Origin of the sequence: Massilia cellulosiltytica (assembly GCF_047325105.1) — a bacterium.
In the GTDB taxonomy this organism is placed as follows: domain Bacteria; phylum Pseudomonadota; class Gammaproteobacteria; order Burkholderiales; family Burkholderiaceae_D; genus Telluria; species Telluria orientalis.
The window spans coordinates 4,407,673-4,423,483 of the sequence record NZ_CP168562.1 but is presented as its reverse complement, the minus strand read 5'-3'; the positions used below and the strand labels follow the sequence as shown (position 1 = coordinate 4,423,483).

Annotated in this window: 15 protein-coding genes; 13 read left to right on the top strand and 2 right to left on the bottom strand. The window is 67.2% G+C overall.

The genetic code is table 11. The features are described 5' to 3' along the window. Nucleotide 1 precedes the first annotated feature (1 nt). The 3 genes from ACEN9H_RS19205 (at nucleotide 2) to ACEN9H_RS19195 (ending at nucleotide 4,548) form a co-directional block, all read left to right on the top strand. Entirely contained in the window at nucleotides 2–958 is a 957-nt protein-coding gene (locus ACEN9H_RS19205; protein WP_413671701.1) for a WD40/YVTN/BNR-like repeat-containing protein, read from the top strand. 56 nt (nucleotides 959–1,014) lie between these two features. Continuing rightward, complete coding sequence (locus ACEN9H_RS19200) at nucleotides 1,015–2,439, top strand: aldehyde dehydrogenase family protein (RefSeq protein WP_413671700.1); 1,425 nt, start codon at nucleotides 1,015–1,017, stop codon at nucleotides 2,437–2,439. A gap of 81 nt (nucleotides 2,440–2,520) precedes the next feature. Further along, the gene (locus ACEN9H_RS19195) at nucleotides 2,521–4,548 is read left to right on the top strand and encodes a methyl-accepting chemotaxis protein (RefSeq protein ID WP_413671699.1); all 2,028 of its coding nucleotides are present in this window, start codon (nucleotides 2,521–2,523) and stop codon (nucleotides 4,546–4,548) included. 39 nt (nucleotides 4,549–4,587) lie between these two features. On the opposite strand, the gene ACEN9H_RS19190 is transcribed toward ACEN9H_RS19195, so the two are convergent. Continuing rightward, nucleotides 4,588–5,397 (bottom strand): helix-turn-helix domain-containing protein, encoded by an 810-nt coding sequence (locus tag ACEN9H_RS19190; protein WP_413671698.1) that lies wholly within the window; start codon nucleotides 5,395–5,397, stop codon nucleotides 4,588–4,590. A gap of 522 nt (nucleotides 5,398–5,919) precedes the next feature. Between ACEN9H_RS19190 and ACEN9H_RS19185 the strand changes: the two genes are divergently transcribed. From ACEN9H_RS19185 to ACEN9H_RS19140, 10 genes are all read left to right on the top strand, one after another. After that, on the top strand, nucleotides 5,920–7,092 hold the full coding sequence (locus ACEN9H_RS19185) for an amine dehydrogenase large subunit (RefSeq protein ID WP_413671697.1): 1,173 nt from the start codon (nucleotides 5,920–5,922) through the stop codon (nucleotides 7,090–7,092). Further along, nucleotides 7,089–7,643, top strand: coding sequence for a MauE/DoxX family redox-associated membrane protein (locus ACEN9H_RS19180; protein ID WP_413671696.1), 555 nt, complete (start codon nucleotides 7,089–7,091; stop codon nucleotides 7,641–7,643). The genes ACEN9H_RS19185 and ACEN9H_RS19180 overlap by 4 nt, the downstream gene beginning before the upstream one ends. Before the next feature lie 22 nt (nucleotides 7,644–7,665). Beyond that, nucleotides 7,666–8,304, top strand: coding sequence for a methylamine dehydrogenase accessory protein MauD (gene mauD, locus ACEN9H_RS19175; RefSeq protein WP_413671695.1), 639 nt, complete (start codon nucleotides 7,666–7,668; stop codon nucleotides 8,302–8,304). 12 nt (nucleotides 8,305–8,316) lie between these two features. Next, a complete protein-coding gene (locus ACEN9H_RS19170; protein ID WP_413671694.1) occupies nucleotides 8,317–8,856 on the top strand; it encodes a methylamine dehydrogenase light chain in 540 nt (179 codons plus the stop codon). A 2-nt stretch (nucleotides 8,857–8,858) separates the two neighbouring features. After that, complete coding sequence (locus ACEN9H_RS19165; RefSeq protein ID WP_413671693.1) at nucleotides 8,859–9,311, top strand: c-type cytochrome; 453 nt, start codon at nucleotides 8,859–8,861, stop codon at nucleotides 9,309–9,311. After that, nucleotides 9,311–9,829, top strand: a complete 519-nt coding sequence (locus tag ACEN9H_RS19160) for a cytochrome C (protein WP_413671692.1) — start codon at nucleotides 9,311–9,313, stop codon at nucleotides 9,827–9,829. Before ACEN9H_RS19165 ends, ACEN9H_RS19160 begins: the two co-directional genes overlap by 1 nt. A gap of 36 nt (nucleotides 9,830–9,865) precedes the next feature. Continuing rightward, nucleotides 9,866–10,849: a helix-turn-helix domain-containing protein gene (locus ACEN9H_RS19155; RefSeq protein ID WP_413671691.1), complete on the top strand. Its 984-nt coding sequence runs from the start codon at nucleotides 9,866–9,868 to the stop codon at nucleotides 10,847–10,849. Nucleotides 10,850–10,988: 139 nt separating this feature from the next. Further along, the gene (locus ACEN9H_RS19150; RefSeq protein WP_413671690.1) at nucleotides 10,989–12,314 is read left to right on the top strand and encodes an amino acid permease; all 1,326 of its coding nucleotides are present in this window, start codon (nucleotides 10,989–10,991) and stop codon (nucleotides 12,312–12,314) included. Nucleotides 12,315–12,348: 34 nt separating this feature from the next. Next, nucleotides 12,349–13,629, top strand: coding sequence for an aspartate aminotransferase family protein (locus tag ACEN9H_RS19145; protein ID WP_413671689.1), 1,281 nt, complete (start codon nucleotides 12,349–12,351; stop codon nucleotides 13,627–13,629). 2 nt (nucleotides 13,630–13,631) lie between these two features. Beyond that, nucleotides 13,632–14,699: a phosphotransferase enzyme family protein gene (locus ACEN9H_RS19140; protein ID WP_413671688.1), complete on the top strand. Its 1,068-nt coding sequence runs from the start codon at nucleotides 13,632–13,634 to the stop codon at nucleotides 14,697–14,699. A 53-nt stretch (nucleotides 14,700–14,752) separates the two neighbouring features. Here ACEN9H_RS19140 and catA read toward each other — a convergent pair whose 3' ends face one another. Further along, nucleotides 14,753–15,688 (bottom strand): catechol 1,2-dioxygenase, encoded by a 936-nt coding sequence (gene catA, locus ACEN9H_RS19135; protein WP_413675604.1) that lies wholly within the window; start codon nucleotides 15,686–15,688, stop codon nucleotides 14,753–14,755. Between the last annotated feature and the right edge of the window lie 123 nt (nucleotides 15,689–15,811).

Sequence of the window (15,811 nt, the reverse complement as noted above, 5' to 3'; positions counted from 1 at the left end):
CATGAGAACCATGACATTCGCGGCCTGCGCCGCGGCATTGCTGGTCGCGGCCGTGTCGGGCGCCGTGCGGGCGAACGAGGGCGGGGTCGTCGTCGCCCCGGCCAGGCACGGCGCCGCGGCCCTGCATTCGATGATCCTGGACGCGGCACCGGCCGGCAAGCGCATCGTGACGGTCGGCGAGCACGGCGGCATTCTGCTGTCGGACGACGGCGGTGCGACGTTCCGCCAGGCCGCCGGCGTGCCGGTGGACCTCACGCTGACCGCGGTGTCGTTCGCCGATGAGCGCAACGGCTGGGCGGTCGGACATGGCAGCACGATCCTGCACACGGCGGACGGCGGCGAGCACTGGGACCTGCAACACCAGGACCTGCAAGTCGACCAGCCGCTGTTTTCCGTTCACTTCCGCGACAAGGACAACGGCTGGGCCGTCGGCCTGTGGTCGCTCATGCTGGCCACGACGGACGGCGGCAAGACGTGGGCGAAGGTCGCATTGCCGGCGCCCGAAGGACAGAAGCGCGCAGACATCAACCTGATGCACCTGTTCGAAGGTGAAGGCGGCAAGCTGTATGTCGCCGCCGAGCAGGGGCTGGTGCTGGGCTCCGCCGACGCGGGCCGCTCGTGGCGGTTCAAGAAGACCGGCGTCCTCGCGTCGCTCTGGAGCGGCGCCGCGGGGCAGGGCGGCGCGGTGCTCGCCGGCCTGCGCGGGAAAATGGTCGCCACTGCCGACGGAACCGCCTGGCATGCGCTGCCGTCCCCGACCGAGGCCTCCATCACGCACATCGTCCGCGCCGGCCCGGTGTACTGGGCCAGCGCACTGAACGGCGCGTTGCTGCGCAGCCGCGACGAGGGCCGCAGCTGGCAGCTGGTGAAGACCTACGGCAAGCCCGTCACGGCCATCCTGCCGCTGGACGACCAGCGCGTCCTGGCGTTTTCGAAACAGGGCCTGCTGCGCGACTAGCGCGAGGCCACAACGTCCATGGCCTTCGACTGAAGGCCATCTCACTGGAGAATTCTATGAAACACTATCCGATGTATATCAACGGCAAGGCTGTGCGCACCGAACAATTGCTCGAGGTGATCAACCCGGCCCTGGGCGAGCCGTTCGCCGTCGTCGACACGGGCCTGCCGGAACACGTCGATGCCGCCGTGGCCGCGGCGCGTGCCGCGTTTCCGGCCTGGAGCGCCCTCCCGGACGCCGAACGCAAGGGCCTGCTGCATGCGCTGGCGGGCACCATCGAGCGCAACATGCCCGAGCTGATGGAACTGGTGACGCGCGAAAACGGCAAGCCGATGAACGGCCTGAACGGCATCGGCTCCGGCATGGAGATCGGCGGCGCCGTCGCGTGGACGCACGTGACCGCCGACTTCGACCTGGAACCCGAGGTCATCCAGGACAACGACGTGGCGCGCATCGAAGTGCACCGCAAGGCGCTCGGGGTGGTGGCATCGATCACGCCCTGGAACTGGCCGCTCCTGATCGCGATCTGGCACGTGATCCCGGCCCTGCGCGCGGGCAATACCGTCGTGCTGAAGCCGTCGGAATACACGCCGGTCGCCACCGCCCGTTTCGTCGAACTGGCCAACGAAGTCCTGCCCGCCGGCGTCATGAATCTCGTGATGGGCGGTCCGGATGTCGGCGCCGCGATCGCGCGCCACCCGGACATCAACAAGATCGTCTTCACCGGTTCCACCCGCACGGGCAAGCGCATCATGGAAAGCGCGGCGGCATCGCTCAAGCGCCTGACGCTCGAACTGGGCGGCAACGACGCGGGCATCGTCCTGCCGGACGTCGACCCGAAAACGGTGGCGCCGAAGCTGTTCGGCGTGGGCTTCCACAACAACGGCCAGACGTGCGCCTGCCTGAAGCGGCTGTACGTCCACGAAAGCATCTACGACGACGTATGCGCCGAACTGGCGCGTATCGCGAGCGGCGTGAAAGTGGGCGACGGCATGGACCCGTCGACGGAACTGGGCCCGCTGCAAAACCGTGCCCAGCTCGACATCGTGACCAATCTTGCCGCCGACGCGCGCGAGCGGGGCGGCCGTTTCCTGAGCGGCGGGCAGCGCCGTGCGGGCAAGGGCTATTTCTTCGAGCCGACCATCGTCGCGGGCCTGTCGAACGGCGCGCGCCTGGTCGACGAAGAGCAGTTCGGTCCGATCCTCCCGGTCATCAAGTACAAGGATATCGACGAAGCCGTGCGGCTCGCGAACGACAATCCGAACGGCCTGGGCGGCTCGGTGTGGTCGAACGACCTTGCCCTCGCCGCCGAGATCGGCAAACGCCTCGAATGCGGCAACGTGTGGATCAACGACCATGGCGCGGTGCAGCCGGACGCGCCGTTCGGCGGCGTGAAGCAATCCGGCATCGGCGTCGAGTTCGGCAAGCAGGGCCTGGAAGAGTTCACGACGATCCAGACCGTGAAGATCATGAAGAACTGACGTGTATTGCTCTCGTCCGGTGGCCGGCGCGAGGCCGACCGGCCGGACACCTTTCCGGTCAACACTTACTGGACGAATCCGATGATCCACACCATCCGTTCCGCGTCCCGGCGCGGCCTTGCACTGTCCCTCAACGCGCGCATCTGCGCCACCGCGACGGCACTCGTGGTATTGAGCCTGGGCGTGACAGCCACTTTTATCGGCATCAAGAGCAGCGGCGAGGCCGAGGCGGCCGCCATGCGCCAGGCACAAACCTCCGTGCGCGAAGCCGCGCATGCCGTCGAGAGCCGGCTCGCCGACAACCTGGGCAGCCTGAACAATCTCGCCGGCGCAATGGCCAGCAGCCGCGGCGCCGACCTGGCCCTGTCGCGCCCGCAGGTGGGCACGCTGGTCAAGGGGATGCTGCTCGGTTCCGACGACCTGGTCGGGGCGGCGGTCGTGTGGGAACCGAATGCGCTGGACGGCAAGGATGCGGAATTCGCCGGGAAGAAGCCGGAATACGATGATACGGGCCGTTACATGCCGTATTTCTCGCGCGGCGCCGACGGCACGGTGCATGTCGAACCCGCCGTGCTGTCGGAAGCGATCGAGGTGTACAACGTGCCTCGCGATACCGGCAAACCCTATTTCAGCGAACCGTATCTGTATCCCGTGGATGGACACAAGGTCGCCATGACGACGATGTCCATCCCGCTCATGGTCAACGGCCGGTTCCAGGGGGTCGCGAGCGCGGACCTGATGTTGTCGCACCTCGGGGACATCCTCGGCGGCATCCGTGTGCTGGAGGGAGGCCGCCTCGCACTCGTCTCGAACGGCGGCAGGTACGCGAGCCACCCGGACGCCGCGCGCAACGGCGGCGCCGCCGACGACATCCCGGCAGAGGGCCTCGCGCGCGTACGTGCCGGCGAGCCTTACGAATACCACGACGGCGCAGGCAACGTCCATCTGCTCCAGCCGCTGCGCCTGCGTCACGGTGTGGCGCCCTGGGCCGTGCGCCTGTCGTTCCCGCAGAGCGTGGCCACGGCGTCGTCGCGCGAGCTGGTGCGCTATACGCTGCTGGTCGCGGCGCTGTGCTCGCTGGCCGCGGCGGCCGTGCTGGTCGTGGTGCTGAACCGTCAGACGCGGCCGCTGCGTACCTTGAGCGCTGCGATGACCGATCTCGCCGGCGGCGATGCCGACCTCACACGTCGCCTCGAAGTCACGGGCAACGACGAACTCGCGACGATCTCGGACAGCTTCAACCGGTTCGTCGCCAAGATCCACGATGTGCTCGCGCAAGTGCGCGGCAGTTCGGGCGACGTCGCGTCGGCCAGCGGCGAGATCCGCCGCGGCAACAGCGACCTGTCGGCACGCACCGAAAGCCAGGCCAGCGCGCTCGAGGAGACGGCGGCGGCCATCGAGGAACTGACGGGCACCGTGAAGCAGAACGCCGACAATGCGCGCAGCGCCGACAGCCTTGCCGTCGCCGCGTCGGAAGTCGCGGGCCGCGCGGGCGAAGTCGTGTCGTCGGTCGTGGCGTCGATGGCGTCGATCGATGCGTCGTCGCGCAAGATCGTCGACATCATCGCCGTGATCGACGGGATCGCCTTCCAGACCAATATCCTCGCACTGAATGCGGCGGTCGAGGCGGCGCGCGCCGGCGAGCAGGGCCGTGGATTCGCCGTCGTGGCGAGCGAAGTGCGCAACCTGGCGCAGCGCAGCGCGGCCGCGGCCAGGGAAATCAAGCTGCTGATCGGCGACGCCGTCAGCCAGGTCGGCACCGGCAGCGCGCGCGTGTCCGAGGCCGGGGCCACGATGGAAGAGGTCGTGTCGAGCGTGCGCAGCGTGACGGCCACGATCGCCGAGATCGCGGCGGCGAGCGCGGAACAGAGCGCGGGCCTCGCCCAGATCAACCAGTCGATCGGCCAGATCGACGGCATCACGCAGCAGAACGCCGCCCTCGTCGAGGAAGCCGCCAGTGCGGCCGACCTGCTGCAGCGCGAGGCCGACCAGTTGGTGCGGCTGGTGGGACAGTTCAGGCTGGAGTCGAACGTGCAGGGCGCCGGCGCGGAGCCGTCACGTCACGTGCGCCGTTCCACCAGTCTCGCGATTGCCGCGCAGCCCGGCTGAGCGGGCATCGAAGCGGCACGCCGGCGGCGTGCCGTTGCATCAATCCTGCGCGCAGGCTTCGGCAGCCGTGCCGCGCAGCGTTTCCGACGGCAGGGTGCCGAACAGGCGCTTGTAATCGCCCGCGAAGCGGCTGGCGTGCTCGTAGCCGCATTGCGCGGCGACGTCCGCGATACTGGTCCGGCGCTGCGCCGACGGCTCGTGCCTCGACAGGCGGCGCAGCAGGCGGCGCGCCGCGTTCAGGCGCAGGATCTTCAGGTATTGTTGCGGCGCCATCCCCAGGTTTTCCTCGAAATGGTATTGCAGCGTACGCGGGCTGACGTGGGTCGCCGCGCACACGTCGGCGATGCTGACGTCGGTGTCGAGATGGGCACGCATGAAGCGCACCGCCTGCTGCATCACGCTCACCTTGCGTTCGCACGCGTCCGAACGCGGGACGGCCGAGGCGTCCAGCTTGCTCATGTTTAACGCCAGCAAAATATTGCTGAGTGCGGTCTCGGCGACCAGCGTCAACGGCATGCTCACGGGCCAGTCGACTTCGCGCTCGAGTGTCCGCGACAGCATCAGCCAGAACTGGCGCAGCATGGCGGTGCTTGCCGGATCCAGCGGCACCACGTTGCGTTTCAGCGCATCCTCGACCAGGGCGGCATGTTCGCCGCCATGGCAGTCGAACAACCAGTCGCGTTCGAACGAGATGCCCAACAGCTCGGTACTGCCGCTCGTGCGGAAATCATATTCCCTGCCGCCGTCGAGGGCGATGAGCGACGTCGTCTTGACCTGGTGGTGATTGATCCTGAGCGCGTCGTCGTTATTCAGGACGAGTCCGAACACGAGCGTGTCGGATGGGGGCACGATGTTTTCGTGGAGAGACTGGTTCGTGCGTTCGCCGGCGATCGTGATGCGGGGGCCCCGCGCGGTTGCAACATTGCCCACGAATTTGCCGCAGCTAAGTTGGCGGTACTCCTGTTCCCAACCCGAGAGAAGATCGGACTGTACGTCGATGTCCTCGGTGTCCCAGCGCTGAATTGTGGATGTCTCCGTTGCCATCTTGCTCGACGGTATGTGAATGTTTTGGGTATTGCCTCGTCGATCTTACGCGCTTATTGCGTTCGCGCCTATCCAGAATGCGCAAACCTCAACGGCCGCGTAGCCGGTACACAACGATACTTGCCGGGACGTCGCGCCTGCGTCCCCACGCGGGCAGGCTGTTCATGCGTTCATCTCCCTGACCGCCCGCTGGCGGCGCGTGCTCGAGGCATCCGCACCGGGGACGATTTGCGGAATCAGGATAACGCCACCGCATGAGTGCTGCATAAGCTGTCGACACGCTGGTATCACGCGCCAGCCTTATTCGACAACATCTGAGACAGCACCATGAGACCGATAACGAAAACAGGACCTCGAGCGCCTGTATGGAAGACCGCACTCGCTGCGGGATTCGCCTTTTTCGCCGCCGGCGCAACGGCCGCCGACTTCGAGCCGGAACGATTGAAGGACGGCGTCGCGCTGCCGGCCGACATGCCGCGCGTCTACGTTTCCGATTTCGCGATCGGCCACCTGATGGATGGGCGCATCAACGTCTTCGACGGGCGTAACGGCAAGTATGCCGGCCTGCTCGATGGCGGGTTCGCCGGCCACTTCGCGCCTTCGCCCGACGGCAAGACGCTGTACGTCGCGACGACCTATCTGACGCGCCACACACACGGCGAGCGCCACGACGTGGTCGAAATCTACAATGCCGACACATTGCGCATGACGGGCGACGTCGAGTTGCCCACGCGGCGCGCCGAGTCCGCCTACCAGCAGACGCTGACGCGCCCGTCGTTCGACGGCCGCTACCTGTTCGTGCAGAACGCCACGCCGGCCACGTCGGTGTCTGTCGTCGACCTGCAGAACAAGAAGCTGCTGACCGAAGTGCCGACCGCGGGCTGCTGGGGCATCTATCCTTCCTCGACCGAGGCGCTGCGCTTCTCGATGATGTGCGGGGACGGCAAGCTCGCCACCGTCACGCTCGACGCGGCAGGGAAGGTGACCCAGCGCGCGGTCACGGCCAAGTTCTTCGATTCCGGCAACGATCCCGTGTTCACCGCCACCGTCGCGAAGGATGGTCATTACTTTTTCGTCACGTTCACCGGTACGCTCCACCGCGCCGACCTGCGCGGCGCGCAGCCCGTGCTGGAAGGTTCGACGCCGTTCGTGACGGCCGAAGACCGCAAGGCCGGCTGGCGCCCCGGCGGCTTCCAGCTGCTCGCCCTCGACGCCCCGCGCGGCCAGCTGTTCGTGGGCATGCATCCGAAGGGCGCGGAGGGTAGCCACAAGAATCCGGCGCAGGAAATCTGGACGCTGGACCTGGCGACCGGCAAGCGCATCGCGCGCATGAAGGCGCCGAATGCCATCGCCCTGTCGGTCGGCACGAGCGGCCTGCATTACCTGTATGCGCTCAATGGCGCAACCAACCAGCTCGTCGCCTTCGATCTCGACACGAAGCGCCAGGTCTTCGTATCGCAACCGATCGGCGAAGCGCCGCTGCAGGTGGACACGCCATGACCATGGCGTTCGATCCCGTGCTGACGATGCTGCCCAGCGCGTTCTTCGCGCTGCTGTTCGGCATCGCCGCGACGCACAAGCTGATGGCATGGCGCCTGTTCCAGCAACAGGTGGCCGACTACCGCGTCCTGCCGCGTTTCTGGAACACGCCGGCCGCGGTCGCGATCCCCGCGCTCGAGGTACTGCTGGCCCTGGGCTGGCTGGCGGCGGCCACGCGGCCGTATGCGGCCGGCCTGTCGGCCGTGCTGCTCGCGGCCTATGCGGCCGCCATGGACTGGAACCTCGCGCACGGTCGCGACACGATCGATTGCGGCTGCGGCGGCGCGGACGGCTCCCAGGTGATCCGCTCGGCGCTCGTCGTGCGCAACCTGGTGCTGTGCGTGATCGCCACCGGGCTGGGCCTGTCCACGGCGTTCGTCCCCGAAACGGGACGCATGCCCGGCTGGATCGACTGGCTCACCGTGTTCGCCGGCGCGCTGGTCCTGCAAGGCCTGTACGTGACAACGAATCAGATCCTGGCCAACCTGCCGCCGCAGCGCGTGCTGGACTGAACTCAAGATTTTGGAGACATAGATGGAAACCGCTTTGCTGATTTCGAATGGATTGTTGTGGTGCGCCGTGCTGGCGCTGGTGGCGATGGTGATCGCCCTGGCGCGCCAGGTGGGCGTGTTGTTCGAGCGTGTCGCCCCGATGGGCGCGCTGGTGACCGATTCCGGTCCGAAGGTCGGGGAGGCCGCGCCGGCGATGGCGTTGCGTACGATCGACTCGCAGGCGGTGCAACTGCCCGGCGCCGCCGGCACGAACACGCTGCTGTTCTTCCTGTCGCCGACCTGCCCGGTATGCAAGAAGCTGCTGCCGGTACTGAAGTCGATGCAGAAGGCCGAGTCGGGCTGGCTGCGCATGGTGCTGGCCAGCGATGGCGACCAGCCGGAACACCAGGCGTTCCGCCAGGAGTATGGTCTGACGGGCTTCCCGTACGTGCTGTCGGCCCAACTGGGCATGGCCTATCGTGTCGCGCGCCTGCCGTACGCGGTGCTGATCGACGCCAGCGGCAACGTCAGCGCCAAGGGCCTGATCAATTCGCGCGAACAGCTGGAAAGCCTGCTGACGGCCCAGGAACTGGGCGTGGCGTCGGTGCAGGAGTTCCTGTACGCGCCGGCATCCGGCGAGCACGCGCATGCGCACGGCCACGCGCACGGCCACACCCACTAAGGAGTCACTACGATGTTCAAATGGTTCGACACTCTGGCCGAGCGGCAGAGCCGCCGGCTGGCGCAGACCGTCTCGCGCCGCCACGCACTCACCCGCATCAGCCGCGCGCTGGTCGGCGCCGCTTTTGTCCTGCCGGTGCTGCCGTTCGACCGCAGCGAGGCGAAAGCCGCCACGCACGGCGGCGCGAAGGGCGGCGCCAACGCCGCCACCGACGACGCGACGGCATGCGAATACTGGCGCTATTGCGCGATCGACGGCTTCCTGTGCTCGTGCTGCGGCGGTTCGCTGACGCAGTGCCCGCCGGGCACCAACGCGTCCAAGGTCAGTTGGGTGGGCACCTGCCACAACCCGAAGGACGGCAAGGACTATCTGGTCAGCTACAACGACTGCTGCGGCAAGACCTCGTGCGGCAAGTGCATGTGCAACACCAACCTGCGCGAGCGCCCGGGCTACAACCTCGGCCTGCACAACGACATCAACTGGTGCATGAGCAACGACAGCTCGATGTTCCACTGCACCACGGCATCCGTGGTCGGCCTGGCGGAGGAGTGACCATGCATGACGCGATGAAGCTGGCACTGGCCGCGATGTTCGTGGCCGTATCCACCGCCGCCCAGGCCCAGGAAGTCAAGGGCGCCGACGTGTTCCGCGCCGCATGCGCCATGTGCCACCAGGCCGAGGCGCAGGGCGCCGCGGGCCTGGCGCCGCCGCTGAAGGGCAGCTACTGGGACAAGCTGGCGAAGACCGGGACGTACGTGCCGGGCGTGCTGCTGGCCGGGATGCACGGCCAGATCACGACCGACGAGGGCCCGTTCAACGGCGTGATGCCGACGCAGAACCGCCTCGCCGACTCCGAGATCGCGGCCCTGAGCAATTACCTCGTGCAGGACGTGAACGGCGTGAAGTCGGTTCCGGCGGTCACGGCCGACGAGGTGGCGAAGCTGCGCGCGAAGACGCCGTCGGTGTCGGAACTGCGCGCGCTGCGCAAGCAGGCGCTGGCGAAGTGATGGACGGCCGTCACCTCGTCCGGGCGGCGGCCGCGGCCGGCGTGCTGTGGCTGGGCGCGAGCCTGTCCGGCGCGCAGGCGGCGGACGTGCGTCCGGTTGCGGTGGGCGGCCACGCGGCCGCGCAACCGGCCGCGATCACGCCGCAGCGGGCGCGCAGCCTGTACCTGCTGCACTGCGCGGGCTGCCACCAGGTGGACGGCAGCGGCACGCCGGCATACGGCGTGCCGAGCATGATCGACACGCTGGGCGTGTTCCAGCGCACGAAGGCGGGCCGCGCCTTCCTCGTGCAGGTGCCGGGCGCGCGCAATGCCAACGTCACCGATGCCGAGCTCGCGGCATTGACGAACTGGGCCTTGCGCACCTTCTCGCCGAAGACGCTGCCGGCGGACTTCAGGCCGTACACGACGGCCGAAGTGACGCGCTGGCGGGCCAACCCGCCGCTCGACATCGCGGGCGCGCGGACGCAGGTGCTGGTCGGGTTGCAGATGACGGCCACACGCGGACGCGATGGCAATTAGCGGCGACCGATCAGGCGGCGGCAACAGATGACGAGCATGCAAGACACACCGGCTTCTATCGGCAGGCGCCTGCACAGCGCCCACCGCTACGTCGAGGACGTCGACGTCGGTGCGCACAGCGTCAGCGGCTGGGCACTTCAGTACGACCAGCTGTCCGCCGGCCGCTATGCCGGCGAGATTCGCGAAGTACGCTTTCTGGACGTACAGGCGTTCCACGAATCGATGAACCGCATGGTGCACCACCGGGGCCGCTTCCCCGGTGACGCGATGGTGTTCGGGATCGCCACCCACGCGACGGGCGACTGTTATTTCGAGGGCGAGCGTGTCAAGCCCGGCAGCCTGATGCTGTGCCCATCCGGTGGCCCCATCGACTTCCGTACGCCATTGTCGATGGAGCTCCTGAGCGTCAGCATCGACGCGCGCCGCGTGCGGGACGTCTTCGCGCGCATCGGCATCGACCTGGCACGGTACGAACGCCGCCCGGCCCTGCGGCTGTGCGAGCCCGGCCCGAAGGTCGATGCGATCCACGCCATCCTGAAGGAGATCTTCTGGCTGTCCGGTCACGCCGCGGATCGTCTCGGCTTCGGTGCCGTGCAGCGCGAACTCGAGGACCGCCTGCTGCTCGCCTTCGCGGACCTGTTGCCGGAAACCGGGGAGGCCGGCGGCGACGCGACGCTGGGTGCGCGCAGGCAGCTGGTCAGGAAGGCGTGCGAACACGTCCTCGACAACCTCGGCGATTCGCCCTCGATACTCGACCTGTGCGCGCGGCTGGGAACCAGCCGGCGCAAGCTCAATTATTGCTTCCAGGAGGTGCTGGGTGTCAGTCCCGTCCAGTACCTGCGGGCCCTGCGCCTGAACGGCGCACGCCGGGACCTGAAGCAGCCGGGCCGCCTCACGCGCAGCGTGCAGGACATCTCCGGCAAGTGGGGATTCTGGCACCAGGGCCAGTTCGGCCAGTACTACCGCGCGATGTTCGGCGAAGCGCCGTCCGAGACGCTGCGTCACGGCGCGGGCGCGTAACGTTAGTTGACTCCGACTGCGCACGTGCGTGGCGCATGTTTTCCGATTTTGGATAGTGGATGCAACCGGGTGCCCCTACACTCGGTTCACTTAGCTCGTCCGCCCGGGCGATTTCCCGATCCGATCTCGGAGCATCTGAATGAATACGCGTGAAGGCTCGTCGGGCCTCAAGTGGTTGAACGTCGCCGGTCTCGGCATCGCATTCGCCATCTCCGGGAATTTCTCGGGCTGGAACTTCGGCCTCGGCCTCGGGGGATGGGGCGGCATGGTGGCCGCCTCCGTCGTCATGGCCTGCTTTTACCTGTGCCTGTCGCAATGTGTCGCCGAGCTGGGCGCCGCGCATCCGCAGGCCCAGGGCATGGATTCGTACGCCGGGTATGGTCTCGGCCGGGCCGGCAGCTACTTCGCCGGCATGTCGGTCGCCATCGCCGTGGGCTTCGCGGCCGGCGCCGGCTGTAATTTCATCGAGGCCTATTGCACGGCAGTGCTGGGCGCCGGCGGCCTGCCGCTGAAGCTGGTGCTCGTCGCCGTACTGGTCGCAGTCCAGCTGCGCGGCGCGCGCGAGGCCGTCACGCTGACGGCTGCCGGCGGTCTCTTTTCGGTCATCGTCCTGTTGCTGTTTTGCGCCGCCATGCTGCCGCATTTTTCGGTGGCGGGACTGTACAGCCAGCGGCAAGGGGCGGCGACCGTGTTCCCGCACGGCGCGTACGGCGTCATCGAATGCATTCCGTATGCCCTGTTCATGTTCTTCGGCGTCGAACAGGCCGCCAACGCGGTCGGCGACATGCACCAGCCCGGTCGCAACCTGCCGAAAGCCCTGCTGGCGGCGGTCGGCGTGATTCTCGCACTGGGCAGCGCGGTCCTCGTCCTGGCGACCGGCGGCGGCGGGATCGCGCGCGTCGCGCTGGCGGACGGCAATCCCCTGTACGTGGCGATGGGCGGGCCGGGCCTCGCCAACCTCGGCTGGCTCGGCACCGCCGTCGGCGCCGGCTCGATCGTGTCGCTGGTGTCCACCGTGTTCTCGATGACGTACAGCGGTTCGCGCCAGCTGTATTCGCTGGCGCAATCCGGCCTGCTGCCGGCGCAGCTGGCGCGCACGAACGGCAGGGGCGCGCCGGTCAATGCACTCTATGTGGTCGGCGCGTTCGCCCTGGCGGGAATGGCCATCGACGCCAATACGGTGCTGGTCTGCTTCATCTTCAGCGTCAGCGTGTGCAACGTGCTCGTGCTGGTGTCGTTCATGCGCCTGCGCCGCACGCAGCCGGACCTGCCGCGACCCTATCGCGCGATCGGCGGGACACGCACGGCCGCCACGGCCCTGGCGCTGTCGATCGTGGTCCTGCTGGCTTGCGCGGGCCTGCAGCCGGCGGCGCTCGCGTATGTGGCGCTGGCCTATGCATCGTGCGGCCTCTACTACCTGACACTGACACGCACCCGTTCCGCCCGCGTCGCCGGAACGGAATGAATTCGACACCCGATTCAAAACGATGGGAGACATGATGGAAACAGGATTACTGGAACGCCGGTACCGGCTGCTGGGCAAGGGCGCACCGCTGTTCTACGATACGCCGCTGCATATCGTGCGGGGCGAGGGCGTGTGGCTGTACGACGCCGACGGCAAGCGCTATCTCGACGCCTATAACAACGTGCCGGTGGTCGGGCATTGCCATCCGCGCGTGGTCGCCGCGCTGGCAAGCCAGGCGGCGCAGCTGAACGTGCACACGCGCTACCTGCACGAGAACGTGCTCGACTACGGCGAACGCCTCACCGCGACGTTCGACGCCTCGCTCGACATGGTGTTCTTCACCTGCACCGGCAGCGAAGCCAACGACCTCGCACTGCGCATCGCGCGGCAACGCACGGGAGCGAAGGGCATCGTCTGTTCGGACTGCACCTACCACGGCAATTCCACCGCGGTCGATGAACTGTCGACCATGTTCCGGGACGGCGCGACAGGCAGCCCGAACGTGCGCTCGGTGCCGTTCCCGCAAACCTTTCGTCCGCTCCACGGCCTCGAGGGCGAGGCGCTGTGCGACGCCTACGTGGCCGAGGTGGCGCGCGCGATCGCCGCGCTGCAGGAAGACGGCACGGGCTTCGCCGGCATGCTGGTATGCCCGATCTTCGCCAACGAGGGGCTGCCGACCATTCCGGAGGGCTATATGCGCAAGGTCGCGCAGCTGGTACGGGATGCCGGCGGCCTGCTCATCTTCGACGAAGTGCAATCCGGCTTCGGACGCACGGGCCATATGTGGGGCCAGCAGATGCACGGCGTCGTGCCGGACATCGTCACGCTCGGCAAGCCGATGGGCAATGGCCATCCGATCGGCGGCGTCGTCACGCGCGCGGAGATCGGCAACGGCTTCCGCGACAGCACGATGTACTTCAACACCTTCGGCGGCAATCCGGTCTCGTGCGCAGCGGGGCTTGCCGTGCTGGACACGATCAGGGACGAAGACCTGGTAAACGGTGCGCGCCGGGTGGGAGAGTACGTGCTCGATGGCCTGCGCGCGCTCCAGAAACGGCACGCGTCGATCGGCGACGTGCGCGGTTCGGGGCTGTTCTTCGCCGTCGAACTGGTCGAGGACAGGGCCGGGCGCGTGCCGGCGCCCGCGCTCGCGGGCAGGCTCGTGAATCACATGAAGGAAAACGGCGTGCTGATCAGCCGCCTGGGACCCTATAACAACGTCCTCAAGATCCGTCCGCCGTTACCGTTCTCGACCGCGGATGCCGACCTGTTGCTGACCAGGCTGTGCAGTTCGCTCGGCGCACTGGAGGGGTAGCGATGGGTGCACAAACGCATGACAAGATGCACGATGCCCGCGCGCTGCACGACCTGGCCATGGCGGCGCTGCCGGCGTGGAACATCGATTGCGCCGAACTGGCGCTGATCAAGCACAGGGAAAACGCGGTCTTCAAGGTCAGGACGACGTGCGGCCGCCTGTATGCCCTGCGCATCCATCGGGGCGGCTACCATTCGGACGACGCGCTGCGCGCCGAATTGCAATGGATGGCGGCGCTGCAACATGCCGGCATCGACGTCCCCACGGTGATTCCGACCAGGGAGGGGGACCTGTTCATCACGCGCACGTTGCCGCACCGGCCCGAGCGTGTGCAGATCGACCTGTTCGCCTGGATCGACGGGCGGCAGCTCGGGACTTCCGAGCATGGCCTGGGCAGGGACATCGTCGGCATCGCCCATACCTATCGAACCATCGGCAACGTCGCGGCACGCCTGCACAATCATGCGACGACCTGGCGGCTGCCCGACGGCTTCGTGCGGCACGCCTGGGATGCCGAAGGGCTGGTGGGCGAACAGCCGTTCTGGGGACGGTTCTGGGAGCTGGAGCAGCTCAGCGCCGAGCAGCGCGCGCTGCTGCTGCGCGCGCGCGCGATCGTCCGCGCCGAGCTCGACGCGATGTCCCGCTCGCCCGACCATGCCGCGTGCTACAGCCTGATCCATGCCGATTTCGTACCCGAGAACCTTCTCGTCGAGGACGGCAAGGTGCGCCTGCTCGACTTCGACGACGCGGGCTTCGGGTGGCATCTGTTCGAGATCGCGACCGCCCTGTATTTCATCCGCAAGGATCCGCTCTACGAGACCGCCTACGCGGCGCTGATCGAGGGCTACCGGGAATGCCGTCCGCTGCCGCCGGCGATCCTGGACAAGCTGCCGGTCTTCATGATGGCGCGCGGGTTTACCTACCTGGGCTGGGTCCACACGCGCCGGGACACCGATGTGGGGCACGAGCTGGGATCGTACGTGGTGACGCTGGCCTGCGAGTTCGCGGCGGCATTCGTTGCCCGTCACGATAGTCACATGACGTACGCCCCGCTCGGTGGCGGGGCGTAGACGACTGGAAGAAGGTGGCGGCATGCCCCGGGTGGGGCTTGCCGCACTGGGGGTCAGGCCGCGGCTGCGGTACGCAGGCGATTGACGACCTGGTTATCCTTGCCTTGCACCAGTGGCGTCAGCTCGATGTCGAACTTGATTTCCTTGTACGCGCCGGTCTTGAGGCCGAGCGCCAGGCCGCCCGTCTTGTCGACGCAATCAGGCACGAGTTCTTCGCGGGTAGCGTACGCAAAGTCGTCCCAGATCAGCGGATCGCCCGCGATGTTGATCTGCGTGGTCAGCTTGCGGGCCTTGTCGCTCGTGACGAAGAAGTGCACGTGGGCCGGGCGGTTGCCGTGACGGCCGATCGTGTCCAGCAGTTGCTGCGTCGCGCCGTCAGGCGGGCAGCCATAGCCGACCGGCATCAACGTACGGAATTCATACTTGCCTTCCGCATCCGCGCGGACCGCGCCGCGCAGGTTGAAATCGCTTTGCGCACCGGTCGGATCGAAGTGGGAATAGAAACCCTTCGAATTCGCGTGCCAGCATTCGACGACCGCGCCAGGCAGCGGTTTGCCGTCTGGGCCGGTGATCGTACCGCGAATGATCAGCGGGCCGGCATCCTCATCCGGGTTGATGTCCAGCCTGGAGACGCCGTCGCGTACCGGTGCGCCTGCGACATACAGCGGGCCCTCGATCGTACGCGGCGTGCCGCCGTGGATGTCCGCTTCGCGGTCGGCTGCATCCATGCGGATGTCCAGGTATTTCTCCAGGCCGAGGCCGGCCGCGAGCAGTGCTGCCTCGCCGTCCTTGCCCAGTTTGTTAAAGTAATTGACGCCTTTCCAGATTTCATCGGGCGTGATGTCCAGGTCGTCGATCGCCTTGAACAGGTCGGCGAGCAGGCGGTTGACGATCTGCTTCGTGCGCTCGTCGCCATCCGGGCTACCCAGGTTCGACGCGGCCTTCAACAGGTCCTGCGCTTCTTTTGTATTGAACACCTTCATGTGTATGTCTCCGTTTGAACTGCTGTCGTGGGGGCGCTCGCCTTGTCGACGCCCGGTCGTACGGGCATCGGACATTGCGACATATTGGAGAGTTTAAGTAGAACATCCACGTTCGGTCCATGACCGAAT